Source organism: Actinomyces sp. B33 (genome assembly GCF_028437565.1).
In the GTDB taxonomy this organism is placed as follows: domain Bacteria; phylum Actinomycetota; class Actinomycetes; order Actinomycetales; family Actinomycetaceae; genus Pauljensenia.
Map to the genome: position 1 here is coordinate 13,667 of NZ_JAMRYR010000005.1, position 13,334 is coordinate 27,000.

At 72.1% G+C, this 13,334-nt stretch carries 9 protein-coding genes and 1 riboswitch; all 9 genes read left to right on the top strand.

Annotated elements, in window-relative coordinates; translation table 11 throughout:
* Window positions 1-138 precede the first annotated feature (138 nt).
* The 9 genes from M3T53_RS08320 to M3T53_RS08360 all read left to right on the top strand — a co-directional run bounded on the left by M3T53_RS08320 (window position 139) and on the right by M3T53_RS08360 (window position 13,328).
* Entirely contained in the window at window positions 139-1,329 is a 1,191-nt protein-coding gene (locus M3T53_RS08320) for an ATP-binding protein (RefSeq protein WP_272434236.1), read from the top strand.
* Between the two features lie 14 nt (window positions 1,330-1,343).
* Entirely contained in the window at window positions 1,344-1,994 is a 651-nt protein-coding gene (locus tag M3T53_RS08325; RefSeq protein WP_272434056.1) for a LuxR C-terminal-related transcriptional regulator, read from the top strand.
* A 142-nt stretch (window positions 1,995-2,136) separates the two neighbouring features.
* Window positions 2,137-3,627: a DUF1846 domain-containing protein gene (locus tag M3T53_RS08330; protein ID WP_272434057.1), complete on the top strand. Its 1,491-nt coding sequence runs from the start codon at window positions 2,137-2,139 to the stop codon at window positions 3,625-3,627.
* Window positions 3,628-3,714: 87 nt separating this feature from the next.
* Window positions 3,715-6,546 (top strand): UvrD-helicase domain-containing protein, encoded by a 2,832-nt coding sequence (locus M3T53_RS08335; protein ID WP_272434058.1) that lies wholly within the window; start codon window positions 3,715-3,717, stop codon window positions 6,544-6,546.
* Between the two features lie 84 nt (window positions 6,547-6,630).
* Window positions 6,631-7,803 (top strand): ADP-forming succinate--CoA ligase subunit beta, encoded by a 1,173-nt coding sequence (gene sucC, locus M3T53_RS08340; RefSeq protein ID WP_272434059.1) that lies wholly within the window; start codon window positions 6,631-6,633, stop codon window positions 7,801-7,803.
* Between the two features lie 14 nt (window positions 7,804-7,817).
* A complete protein-coding gene (gene sucD / locus M3T53_RS08345; protein ID WP_272434060.1) occupies window positions 7,818-8,738 on the top strand; it encodes a succinate--CoA ligase subunit alpha in 921 nt (306 codons plus the stop codon).
* Between the two features lie 239 nt (window positions 8,739-8,977).
* Window positions 8,978-10,639, top strand: a complete 1,662-nt coding sequence (locus tag M3T53_RS08350; RefSeq protein WP_272434061.1) for a cell division protein PerM — start codon at window positions 8,978-8,980, stop codon at window positions 10,637-10,639.
* A 112-nt stretch (window positions 10,640-10,751) separates the two neighbouring features.
* Window positions 10,752-10,836: riboswitch (ZMP/ZTP riboswitch) on the top strand.
* 27 nt (window positions 10,837-10,863) lie between these two features.
* A complete protein-coding gene (gene purH, locus M3T53_RS08355; RefSeq protein ID WP_272434062.1) occupies window positions 10,864-12,681 on the top strand; it encodes a bifunctional phosphoribosylaminoimidazolecarboxamide formyltransferase/IMP cyclohydrolase in 1,818 nt (605 codons plus the stop codon).
* Window positions 12,682-12,869: 188 nt separating this feature from the next.
* Entirely contained in the window at window positions 12,870-13,328 is a 459-nt protein-coding gene (locus M3T53_RS08360; protein WP_272434063.1) for a helix-turn-helix domain-containing protein, read from the top strand.
* The last annotated feature ends 6 nt before the right edge of the window (window positions 13,329-13,334 follow it).

Genomic DNA, 13,334 nt, shown 5'->3' on the forward strand with positions numbered 1-13,334 from the left:
AGAATACGGCGTGTGACGACGATTCCAGGACCGCGCCCCCCCGCGGGCGCTCCCACCGCGCCCGGGCGCCCCTGGATTCCGCCGGTGCCGTCCCTCCTGCGCCCGCCGCTGCGGCGCGCCACCGGCGAGTCCGGCTCGATGCCGACCCCGTGGATGGCGGGGGTGTGCTCGGGCTTGGCCGTCCACACCGGTATGAGCGTGGGCGCGGTCCGCATGGTCATGGCGGTCCTCGCGCCGGCGCTGGGCGTGTCGGTCGTCCTCTACCTGTGGCTGTGGGTCATGGTCCCCAAGGATGGCGACCCGGGCTCGGCGGCCCGGGCCCGTGGCATCGGCGCCCGGCTGTCGGCCCTGGGAACCGATCGTTCGCGCGCGACCTCGCGCAGCCAACTCCTCATGGCGGGGACCCTCATGGTCGTCCTGTCGACGATGGCGCTGATCCTGGCCAGTTCCGGAGTCGTCGATCTGCGCGACATCCTCTCCACTGCGCTCATCGTCATCGGCATCGGCCTCGTGTGGAGCCAGGGGGGGCGCCTGGCACTGGCGCGGACCCCCTCATTCCTGGGGATCGTCAGCGTCGGCGTCCTCATGCTCATCATCGGCCTCGTGGCCGTCGTCGGACGCAACGACCCCCCGCTGATCCTCCTGCGCGGAGGGCTCATTGGCGCCGTGGTCATCGCCGGGGTCCTCTTCGCCCTGACCCCCCTGTGGTTGCGGACGAACAAGGATCTGTCCGCCTCCCAGGAGCAGCAGGTCCGCGATGCCGAGCGCGCCGACATCGCCGCCCACCTGCACGACTCCGTCCTCCAGTCCCTCACGCTGATCCGGGCCAGCGCCGACGACCCGGTCCGCGTCCGGTCCCTCGCCCTGACGGAGGAGCGCGAATTGCGCTCGTGGCTCTACACGGGGCGCGAGGAGCCCGCCGCGTCGCTGGGCCAGGCCGTGTCCGAGGCCGCCGGCCAGGTCGAGAGCCGCTACGGGGTCCCCGTCGAGGTCGTCACCGTCGGCGACACCGTCCCCGGCCCGGCCGAGCTCGCCCTCGTGGCAGCCCTCGGCGAGGCCGTGGCGAACGCGGTGCGCCACGGGGCGCCGCCCGTCTCCGTGTTCCTCGAAGTGCGCCCCGACGTCATCGAGGCGTTCATCAAGGACGCCGGCCCCGGGTTCGACCTGGCCGCCGTCCCCGACGATCGCCACGGCGTGCGCGACTCGATCTTCGGCCGCATGGAGCGCGTCGGCGGGACGGCGTCGGTGCGCGTCAGGGCCTCGGGCACCGAGATCGGCCTGCGGCTGCCGCGCACCCCCCTCGACATCCCCACACCGATCCTGACATGACAAGGGAGAAGCACATGCCCATACGCCTCGTCGTCATCGACGACCACCCGATGGTCCGCTCCGGCGTCCGCGCCGAACTCGAGTCCTCCGGCGCCGACCTCGTCGTCCTCGGCGAAGCCGCCGACGTCGAGGGCGCGATCGCCGCATGCCGGGAACTGCGTCCCGACGTCGCCCTCCTCGACGTCCACCTGCCCGGCGGCAACGGCGGCGGAGGCGCCGAGGTCGCCGCCTCCTGCCAGGACATCGAGGGACTGCGCTTCCTCGCCCTGTCCGTGTCCGACGCGCCCGAGGACGTCGTCCAGGTGATCCGCGCCGGCGCCCGGGGCTACGTCACCAAGTCGATCTCCACCGCCGACCTCGTCGAGGCCATCGCCCGCGTCGCCGGAGGGGACGCCGCGTTCTCCCCGCGCCTGGCCGGCTTCGTCCTCGACGCCTTCGGCACCGGTGAGGTGTCCGCGGCCGACGACGAGCTCGACCTGCTCAGCGCCCGCGAGCAGGAGGTCATGCGCCTGATCGCCCGCGGGTACACGTACAAGGAGGTCGCGTCCGAGCTGTTCATCTCGATCAAGACGGTCGAGACGCACGTCTCCTCGGTGCTGCGCAAGCTCCAGTTGTCCAACCGGAACGAGCTGACGAGGTGGGCGGTCCAGCGGCACATCGTCTGACGCCGTCGGCCGGAGCGGCGGGTCCGCGTGTGGCGAGGTAGACGCTCGACGGCGCCCGGAAGAAGCGTCGACATGAGTAGGCTGATTCTGCGTTGGACTCGTCCCCGGACCGCGCTCTGGGGCACTGCTTCGAGAGGAACGCATGCGCCGTATCGGATTCGATCGCGACCTGTACATCACGCTCCAGTCTGAGCACATCGCTCAGCGCCGCGCCCAATTCGGCGGCAAGCTCTACCTGGAGTTCGGCGGCAAGCTCGTCGACGACATGCACGCCTCCCGCGTGCTTCCCGGCTTCACCCCCGACAACAAAATCGTCATGCTCAAGGAACTGGCCGACGACGTCGAGATCATCGTCGCGGTCAACGCCAAGGACTTCTCCCGCAGGAAGGTCCGCGCGGACCTGGGCACCTCCTACGAGGACGAGGTCCTGCGCCATATCGACGCGTTCCGCGACTACGGGCTGTACGTCGGATCGGTCGTCATCACCCAATGGACCGATGACAACCGGGAGGCCAAGGCCGTGCGCCGCAAGCTCGAAAAGCTCGGCATCCGCGTCTACCGCCACTTCATCATCCCCGGCTACCCGAACGACGTCGCCCGCATCGTCTCCGAGCAGGGCTACGGGAGGAACGAGTACATCGAGACCGAGCGCGACCTCGTCGTCGTCACCGCGCCCGGCCCAGGATCCGGCAAGATGGCGACCTGCCTGTCTCAGCTCTACCACGACCACCGTCGCGGCATCTCCTCGGGCTACGCCAAGTGGGAGACGTTCCCCATCTGGAACATCCCCCTGGACCACCCGGTGAACATCGCGTACGAGGCGGCCACCGCCGACCTCGACGACGTCAACATGATCGATCCCTTCCACCTGGCCGCCTACGGCGAGCAGACGATCAACTACAACCGCGACGTCGAGGTGTTCCCGGTCCTCAACCGCCTCTTCGAGCAGATCCTCGGAACGTCCCCCTACCGGTCGCCGACCGACATGGGGGTCAACATGGCGGGCCGGTCGATCTGCGACGACGAGGCGTGCCGCGAGGCGTCGAAGCAGGAGGTCATCCGCCGCTACTACAGGGCCCTCGTCACCGAGAAGAAGGAGATGGGCGAGCCCGTCCAGTCCGAGCGGATCGCCCTGCTCATGGCCCGGCTCGGCGTGGAGAAGGAGGATCGGCCCGTCGTCGCTCCGGCGCTGAGGGTCGCGCGGGCGACGAAGGCCCCGGCAGCGGCGATCGAGCTGCCCGACGGCACGATCGTCACCGGCAAGACGTCGGCGCTGCTCGGCTGCTCCTCGGCGATGCTCCTCAACGCCCTCAAGGCGCTCGCCGGGATCGACGACGCCGTCGACCTGCTCGCCCCGGAGTCGATCGAGCCGATCCAGCGGCTCAAAACCGAACACTTGGGGTCGCGCAACCCCCGTCTGCACACCGACGAGGTGCTCATCGCCCTGGCGGTGTCGGCCAACGGGGACGACAACGCCCGGCGCGCCCTCGACCAATTGGAGGCGCTGCGCGGGTGCGACGTCCACACGTCGACGATCCTGGGGACCGTGGACGAGGGGATCTTCCGGTCCCTGGGGGTGCAGGTGACGAACGAGCCGGTGTACGCCACGAAGTCCCTGTACCGCAAGAAGTGAGCTCCTCCTGAGCGGGGTCCGGTGGGGTAGCCGCGCGCCGGGGCGTCGGACGCAGACGCCCTAGGGGTGCCCTAGAGTGAATGGGCCATGACAGACTTCACCGCCCTGCCCGACCTCGGCCCCTCGGATCTGCCCGTGTGGGACGAGGACGGCTACGTGCCGCCCGAACTGCCCGCCTACGACCTCGACGAGGCCGCCGCCGACCATCTGCCCGAGGCCGGCGGCTGGCCCGCCGTCGCCGTGCCCGGAGGAGCCGACGGTCGCGCCACGGCGCCGACCGCGCCGTGGCCAGGGGCCGGCGAATGGGAGGCCCCCGCCCCCTCCCTCGACCCCGACGCCCTCCTCAGCGGCCTCAACGACCGCCAGCGCGCCGCCGTCGTCCACGAGGGCTCGCCCCTGCTCATCATGGCCGGCGCCGGATCGGGGAAGACCCGCGCCCTCACCCACCGGATCGCCCACCTGCTCGCCACCGGCAGGGCCAGCGCCGGGCAGATCCTCGCCATCACCTTCACGAACAAGGCCGCCGCCGAGATGCGCGAGCGCGCCGCGGGCCTCGTCGGCCCCCAGGCCCGCAGGATGTGGGTCTCCACCTTCCACTCGGCGTGCGTGCGCCTCCTGAGGGCCGAGCACGCCGCCGCCGGGTTGTCGTCGAGCTTCACGATCTACGACGCCCAGGACTCCCAGCGCCTCATCCAGATGATCCTCAAGGGCGACGACGTCGATATCAAGCGCTTCGCCCCCCGGATGATCGCCGCGCGCATCTCCGACCTGAAGAACGAGCTCATCGGCCCCGCCCGCTACGCCGACACCGCCGCGAACGACCCCGTGTCGAGGATCGTCTCGCGGACCTACCTCGAATACGACAAGAGGATGCGCGAGTCGAACGCCCTCGACTTCGACGACCTCATCATGCGCACCTACGAGCTCCTCGCCTCGGCCCCCGCCATCGCCGAGCACTACCACCGCAGGTTCCGTCACGTCCTCGTCGACGAGTACCAGGACACCAACCACGCCCAGTACATGCTCGTGCGGGCCCTCGTCGGCGACGGGTCCGACGCCGTGGCGCCCGCGGAGCTCACCGTCGTCGGCGACTCCGACCAGTCGATCTACGCGTTCCGGGGTGCGACGATCCGCAACATCGAGGAGTTCGAGCGCGACTTCCCCGGGGCGACGACGATCCTCCTGGAGCAGAACTACCGGTCGACGCAGAACATCCTGTCCGCCGCCAACGCCGTGATCTCCCGCAACGAGGGGCGCCGGCCCAAGAACCTGTGGACCGCCTCCGGAGACGGCGCGAAGATCGTCGTGGACGCCTCCGACTCCGAGTACGACGAGGCCCGTTTCGTCGTCTCCCAGATCGACCGCCTCCACGACGACGGCTCCGCATGGGGCGACGTCGCCGTCTTCTACCGGACCAACGCCCAGTCCCGCGCCCTCGAAGAGCTCCTCGTCCGCCAGGGCATCCCCTATCGCGTCGTCGGCGGCACTCGCTTCTACGAGCGCCGCGAGATCAAGGACGCCCTGGCCTACCTCCAGGTGATCTCCAACCCCGACGACACCGTCGCCGTGCGCCGCGTCCTCAACGTCCCCAAGCGGGGGCTCGGGGACAAGGCCCAGGAGGCGCTCGCCGCCCACGCGAGCCGCCACGGCGTGTCCTTCGGGCAGGCCCTGCGCCACCTGTGGATCTCTCGCGGGCGCCCCGCCGGTGAAGCCGAGGGCCTCGACCCCGCCGCCCTGGGCGCCCGGACCGCGGACGACTCCGACCGGGCCCCCGGGGACGGCGCGCCCCCGGCGATGGCGCCGACGGAGCAGGACGGCCAGGGTTCGGCTCCCCGACCCCGCGGGGGGCGGATCCCCGAGCCCGGCGCGCAGCCGACCGCCGACGCGCCCTCGGCCGATGCGGGCGCCGAGGAGCCGGTCCCCGATGTCCTCGGCCTCACCCCCCGGGCCGCCGCCTCCGCCGCCGGGTTCTGGGGACTCATCGAAACCATGCGGACCGCCCATGACGCCGGCGCGGGGATCGGCGACATCCTCGAAGAAGTCCTCGACCGCACCGGCTACCTGTCCGAGCTGCGCCGCTCCGAGGATCCCCAGGACGACTCCCGCGTCGAGAACCTCGCCGAACTCCACTCCGTCGCCCAGGACTTCGCCCTCTCCTCGCCGGGGGGCTCCCTCGCCGACTTCCTCGAGCGCGTCGCCCTCGTCGCCGACTCCGACCAGGTCCCCGCCGAGGAGCAGCGCAGCGGACACGTCACCCTGATGACCGTCCACACCGCCAAGGGCCTGGAGTTCCCCACGGTCTTCGTCACCGGCATGGAGGACGGGACCTTCCCCCACCAGCGGTCCCTCGGCGAGCAGTCCGACATCGAAGAGGAGCGCCGACTCGCCTACGTCGCCATCACCCGCGCGCGCGAGCGCCTCTACCTGACGCGCGCCGCCGTCCGCTCCGCCTGGGGCACCCCCCAGGAGATGCCGCCGTCGCGGTTCCTCGACGACATCCCCCCCGAGATCCTCGACGTGCGCCGGGCCTCCACCAGCGGCGAGCGCCTGCGCGCCGGGACGCCCGGCTGGGGCGGGCGAGGCGGCTCCGTCGGGAGCCGTCGACGCACCGACCCGTGGGGGGACGAGGACGCCGGCGCCGTCATCGGCGCCGGGGCCGGCACCAGACCCGGGCAGATGGCGAGTCCGCGCCTGGGGACGACGATCCGCATGGGCGCTCGCCCCGCGGCATCCGCCGACCGGGCCGCCGACGCCCCCGTGCTCGACCTGGCCGTCGGCGACCGCGTCGCCCACGCGACCCTCGGTACCGGCACCGTCGTCGGCCTGGAGGGCCAGGGCGCGCGCACCGTCGCCCGCGTCGCCTTCGGGGCCGTCGAGAAGCGTCTGCTCGTGCGGATGGCCCCGATGAAGAAGATCTGAGAAAAACATCCCCAGCGCGTGACCGGGCCCGCGCCCTTCGCTAGGGTGGGGGAGATCACCGACACGTCCAACGAAGGAGAGACGGTGGATCTTTACGAATACCAGGCCCGCGCTCTGTTCCGCGAACACGGCGTCCCCGTTCTCGCCGACGTCCTCGCGCAGAACCCCGACCAAGCGCGCGCCGCCGCGGCCCATCTCATGGCCGACGGCGCCGACCTCCTCGTCGTCAAGGCCCAGGTCAAGACCGGCGGCCGGGGCAAGGCCGGTGGGGTCAAACTGGCGCGCACCCCCGACGAGGCGGCCGCCCGGGCCGAGGACATCCTCGGCCTCGACATCAAGGGGCACAGGGTCGACTCCGTCCTCATCGCCGTCGGCGCCGACATCGCCCACGAGTACTACTTCTCGATCCTCCTGGACCGCTCCCACCGCCGGCACCTCGCCATGTGCTCGCGCGAAGGCGGCATGGACATCGAGACCCTCGCCCAGGAGCGCCCCGAGGCCCTCGCCCGCGTCCCCCTCGACCCGACGACCGGCATCGACGAGGACGTCGCCGACCGCATCCTCGACGAGGCGGGGTTCCCCCCGTCCGAGCGCCCCGCCCTCGTCCCCGTTCTCGTCTCGCTGTGGGAGGTCTACCGCGACGAGGACGCCACCCTCGTCGAGGTCAACCCCCTCGTCGTCTCCCCCGACGGATCCGTGTGGGCCGTCGACGGCAAGGTCAGCCTCGACGACAACGCCCGCTTCCGCCACCCCGACCACGAGGCCTACGTCGACCTGGCCGCCGAGGACTCGCGGGAAGCCCGGGCCCGCGCCGCCGGACTCAACTACGTGCGCCTCGACGGGCAAGTGGGAGTCATCGGCAACGGCGCCGGCCTCGTCATGTCGACGCTCGACGTCGTCGCCATGGCCGGCGAGGACCTGGGCGTCACCCCCGCGAACTTCCTCGACATCGGCGGCGGAGCCTCCGCCGACGTCATGACCCGTGGCCTGGACGTCATCCTCGGGGACGAGCAGGTCCGCTCCGTTTTCGTCAACGTCTTCGGCGGCATCACCGCCTGCGACGAGGTCGCCCGCGGCATCGTCGCCGCCCTCGACAACCTCGGGGATGCGGCCTCCAAGCCGATCGTCGTCCGACTCGACGGCAATCGCGTCGACGAGGGCCGCCGCATCCTCGCCGCCGCCGCCCACCGCCTCGTCCACATCGAGGAGACCATGGACCAGGCGGCCCGCACCGCGGCCGAACTCGCCGCCCACTGACTCAGGAGACCCGCATGTCGATCATCATCAACGCCGACTCCCGCGTCCTCGTCCAGGGCATTACCGGGTCCGAGGGCCGCCGCCACACGCAGCGGATGCTCGACTCCGGCACCGCCGTCGTCGCCGGCACCAACCCCCGCAAAGCCGGGACCACCGTCGATTTCGACGTCGTCGGCTACGGGCCCGGCGCCGATCTCGCCCGGCAGGGCCGCGTCGAGATCCCCGTCTACGCGAGCGTCGCCGAGGCCCGCGAGGCCACGGGCGCCAACGTGTCCGTCATCTTCGTGCCGCCCGCGTTCGCCAAGGACGCCGCCCTGGAGGCCATCGACGCCGGCGTGGAGACCGTCGTCGTCATCACCGAGGGCATCCCGGTCGCCGACGCCACCGTCGTCGTCGACCGGGCCCTGGCGCGCGGCACCCGCCTCATCGGCCCGAACTGCCCGGGGATCATCACCCCCGGTCAGTGCAACGTCGGCATCACGCCCGCCGACATCACCGGGCCGGGCAGGATCGGGCTCGTCTCGAAGTCGGGGACGCTGACCTACCAGTTGATGCACGAACTGCGCGACATCGGATTCACGACGTGCCTGGGCATCGGCGGCGATCCCGTCGTCGGGACGACGCACATCGACGCGCTCGCCGCATTCGAGGCCGACCCCGAGACCGACGTCGTCGTCATGATCGGGGAGATCGGCGGCGACGCGGAGGAGCGGGCGGCGGCGTGGATCGCCGAGAACATGACGACGCCCGTCGTCGCCTACATCGCCGGCTTCACCGCTCCCGAGGGCAAGACGATGGGCCACGCCGGGGCGATCGTCTCCGGGTCGTCGGGCACCGCGGCCGCGAAGGCCGAGGCGCTCGAAGCCGTGGGCGTGCGCGTGGGCCGGACGCCGTCGCGCACGGCCCTCCTGGTCCGCGAGGTCCTCGGGGCCTGACCCGGGCGTCGTTCCGACGCCCGGACGGCCCTAGGGCTCTGCGGGATCCGCGTCCCGGCGCCACGCCGGCACGCGGGGAGTGGACTCCCCCGGGGCTCGTCGACGAGGCCGGCGCGACGACCCGGGGCCTCCTCGTCCGACGCGGGCCGCCCCGATCGGGTGACGGCGCTGCGGCGAACCGCCCGACGGCGGCGCGCCGCAGGCAGTGCCCGCAGACCCCGTGGGGGAACATGGGGGCGATGAGCGAGAACACCGAAACCCCCCGCGACCGCGCCGAGTCGAGGCGCACGACGACGACCTACGTCGGATCCCGCCCGACGATCCGCATCGTCATGCCCGACGGGTGGGCCCGCGCCCTGCTCACCGGTGTGGAGGCCGCCCTGGGGGGATGGGCGTTCGTCCTCGTCTGCTCAGCCCTGGCCTACGCCTCGGTCGCCTCGAACCCGTGGATGGGGTCCACGACGTGGGAGGGGGCGCTGAGCGCCGGCGCCGACCTGTGGGCCGCGTCCCTCGGCGCCCCCGTGGTCGTCGGCGGAGTCTCCTACCGGGCGATCCCCACGCTCCTCGTCCTCCTGCTCATCGGCATCCTGCGGCTGTTCATGCGCGCCGGCGCGACGTTCCCGCCGGCCGCCCAGTGGTTCGCCGTCCCCGGGTTCGCCGTCGCCTCCCTGCTCGTCGTCGGCCTGGGGGCCTCCCGCGCGCACTGGTGGGAGGCGCTGCCCGGGGCGCTGGCGATCCCGACGGCGGCCGCCCTGTGGGCCGTCGTCGACGCCGTGGAACGCCCCCCGGCGTGGCTGCCGCTGCCCGGATGGGCGCGCGAGGGCCTGCGCATGGGAGGAGTCGAGGCGCTCGCCGCCCTGGTCATCGCCGTCGTCGGCGCGGGTGCGGCCGCCGTCGCCGGGTGGGAGCGGGCCGTCGGCATCCACGAGCTGCTGCTCACCGATTCCGCGCTCGCCGACGCGCTGGCCGTCGGCGCCCAGATCCTCTTCCTGCCGACCGTCCTCGCCTGGTCGCTCGCCTGGATCACCGGTCCCGGTGCGTGGGCGGGCGAAGGGGCACTCCACTCGCCGCTCGCCTCCGACCCGGGGGCCCTCCCGGCGCTCCCCGTCCTCGGGTTCCTCCCGCAGTCGTCCCCCGGATGGTGGGTCGGCCTGATCCCGGCGATCGTCGGCGTCCTCGTCGGTTGGGCGTGGTCGGCGCGCAGGCACCGCGAGACCCCCGTCGACCAGGCAAAAGTCGCGGCAGTCGCCGCGGGCGTCCTCGCCGTCGTCGTCCTCGTGTGGATGTCCTCGGCGACGATGGTGCTCGGCTCCCAGCGCCTCGCGGTGTTCGGCCCCCGGGTGGGACTCGTCGTCGTCTTCGCCGTGCTCGAGATCGGGGTCGTCGCGGGGGTTATCGCCTGCCTCGCCCACCCCGTGACGGTCGCGGCGGCGCGACGCCGGTGGGGCGCGCTCGTAGCCGCTGGGACGCGTTCAGGACGGGGGAGCGGTTCCGACGGGGCGGGGGAGTCGGCGGGCAGCTCCGACGAGGAGACGCCGACGCTCCTGGCGGACGAGGGGCCCTCGGGCACCGGGTCGCACACCGACGCCGGGCGCCAGGCGGAGGCGGGCGCTCAGGCGCCGACCGGCGGGGGCGGCGGCCTCGATGCCGGGAGCGCAGAACCCGACTCGCCCGCTCCGCACGACAGCGCCCCCGCAGGAGCCTCCTCGGCTTCGTCCTCCCCGGCCGACGGGAAGACGCGCGACCGGGCGGCGGACGCCACCACGGCCCTCGTCCCCCTCGTCTCCCCGGGCGGCCCCCTGTCGGCGCCCGAATCCGGGGACGCGGCGGAGCCCGATGACGGGCAGCCGGAGCGCGAGGACGACGACGGGTCGACGTCCGGCTCCCCGCGAACCCCGTGACCGCGGGCGTCGAGCACGGCGACGCGCCGGGACCTCGGCCGCCGGTCCGGAAGAATCGCGGCGAAGAACACACTCGGCGCCGGATCCGCGGCACCGGGCGCCCACTACCATCGTCAATGGACGCGACTGGCGAGGGTGGATCACCACCGGGGAGCGGCCGACAACCCACGAAGGCGTCGCCCGCCTGGGCGCCGGGACATGACCATCACCGCAACGGAGCCCACATGTCCGACCGAATCGACGCCCGCCCCCTGACCCGCGCCCTCATCTCCGTCTACGACAAGACCGGCCTCATCGACCTCGCCCGCGGGCTCGTCGACTCCGGCGTCGAGATCGTCTCCACCGGCTCGACCGCCGCCCGACTGGCCGACGCCGGACTGCCCGTCACCCCCGTCGAGGCGATCACCGGGTTCCCCGAGGCCCTCGAAGGGCGCGTCAAGACCCTCCACCCCGCGATCCACGCCGGGATCCTCGCCGACCAGCGCAAGGCCGACCATCGCGACCAGATCGCGCGCCTGGGCATCGACGCCTTCGACCTCGTCGTCTGCAACCTCTACCCCTTCTCCGACACCGTCGCCTCGGGCGCCGGATTCGACGAGTGCGTCGAGCAGATCGACATCGGCGGCCCCTCGATGGTCCGCGCCGCAGCGAAGAACCACCCGTCCGTCGCCGTCATCACCTCCCCCGACCGCTACGAGGACACGGTCCGGGCCGCCGAGGGAGAGGGCTTCACCCTCGACGAGCGCCGTGCCCTCGCCGCACAGGCCTTCGCCCACACCGCCGCCTACGACCTGGCCGTCGCCGGATGGTTCGCCGACGAGCTGGGGCGCGACGACCTGCGCGACGACCTCGACGAGCTGTGCGAGGCCCGACTCGACGCCTCCGACGCCGCCTTCCTCGCCGAACTCGGATACGTCGCCGACGACAGCGGAGAATTCCTCGTCGCCGATGACGACGACCCCATGCCCGCGTACGTCGCCGACGCCTTCGAGCGCATCTCCCCCCTGCGCTACGGGGAGAACCCCCATCAGCGCGCCGCCGTCTACCGGACGGCGTCCGACGATCCGGGTGAGGACGCGTCGGAGCGCCCCCTCCCCGGCATCGCCAACGCCCGGCAGCTCCACGGCAAAGCGATGAGCTACAACAACTACGCCGACGCCGACGCCGCCCTGCGCGCCGCCTACGACCACGCGCGCCCGTGCGTCGCAATCATCAAGCACGCCAACCCCTGCGGCATCGCCGTCGCCGACGACGTCGCCCACGCCCACCGCAAGGCCCACGCCTGCGACCCCGTATCCGCCTTCGGCGGCGTCATCGCCGTCAACCGCCCCGTCAGCGTCGAACTGGCCGAGCAGATCGTCCCGATCTTCACCGAGGTCGTCCTCGCACCCGGCTACGAGGACGGCGCCCTCGCGGTCCTATCCACCAAGAAGAACCTGCGGGTCCTCGAGGTCGAACCGCCCGCCCGAGGCGGCTACGAGTTCACGCAGATCAGCGGGGGCCTGCTGATCCACGAGCGCGACGACGTCGACGCCGACGGCGACGACCCGGCGAACTGGACGCTCGCCGCCGGGCCCGCCGCCGACCCCCGAACGCTCGCCGACCTCGAATTCGCGTGGAGGAGCGTGCGGGCCGTGCGCTCCAACGCGATCCTCCTCGCCTCGGACGGCGCCTCCGTCGGCGTGGGCATGGGGCAGGTCAACCGCGTCGACTCGTGCCGCCTCGCCGTCGAACGGGCGAACACGCTCGGCGGTCGGGCCGCGGGGGACGCGGCAGGAGGGGCCTCAGCCGAGATCTCCTCCGCCGGCGGCGCGCGCGCCGAGGACGCCCTCGCCGACGCGCCGCAACGGCGCTCCGTCGGGGCCGTTGCCGCCTCCGACGCCTTCTTCCCCTTCGCCGACGGCCTCCAGGTCCTCATCGACGCCGGCATCAGGGCCGTCGTCCAACCCGGGGGATCGGTGCGCGACGCGGAATCCATCGAGGCCGCCAACGCCGCGGGCGTCACGATGTACTTCACGGGGACCCGCCACTTCGCCCACTGACGAACGCGCCGTCGCCCCCTGTCGAGGAGCGCCCCTCCTCGACAGGGGGCGCGCGATCGTTGCCCGACCATGCGCTCGCACGACACCCGGCACCCACGGCCCGGCTATGCTAGTTTCAAATCGCGCAAAACGCGCAAACTGCGCGCAGGGAGGTGGGGAGTTCGATGGCGGTTCGTGAGAATACGTACATGCCCGACGTGGAAGTGGCAGGACGCTTCGGAGAGATCGTCGCCGCCCATCGAGGGGATTCTTCCGATCGGTGTCTGATGCTCGGGGAGAAGAGGATCGAACTGACTGAAGAGATGGCGGACATCCTCTCGGTGGTCGCCGAGTCGATGAAGCAGGGCTTGGCCGTCAGTGTCGTCCCGCAGAACACTCGCATGACGACCCAACAAGCCGCCGACTTCCTCGGAATCTCACGGTCCACCCTGGTGAGGATGCTCGATGCCGGAGAGATCGCTTACGAGAAGGTCCGTCGCCACCGCAGGCTCTTCCTTTCCGACGTCCTCGACTATCAAAAACGCCAACGTCGCCGAGCTGATGACGCGCTTTCGGACATGGTGGCCGACGCGCAAGCCATGAAATCCTATGACATCGATCCAGTCCAGATGCGCGAGGTTCTCGCACAGGTGCGCGCCGAGGGGTGAAGGGAT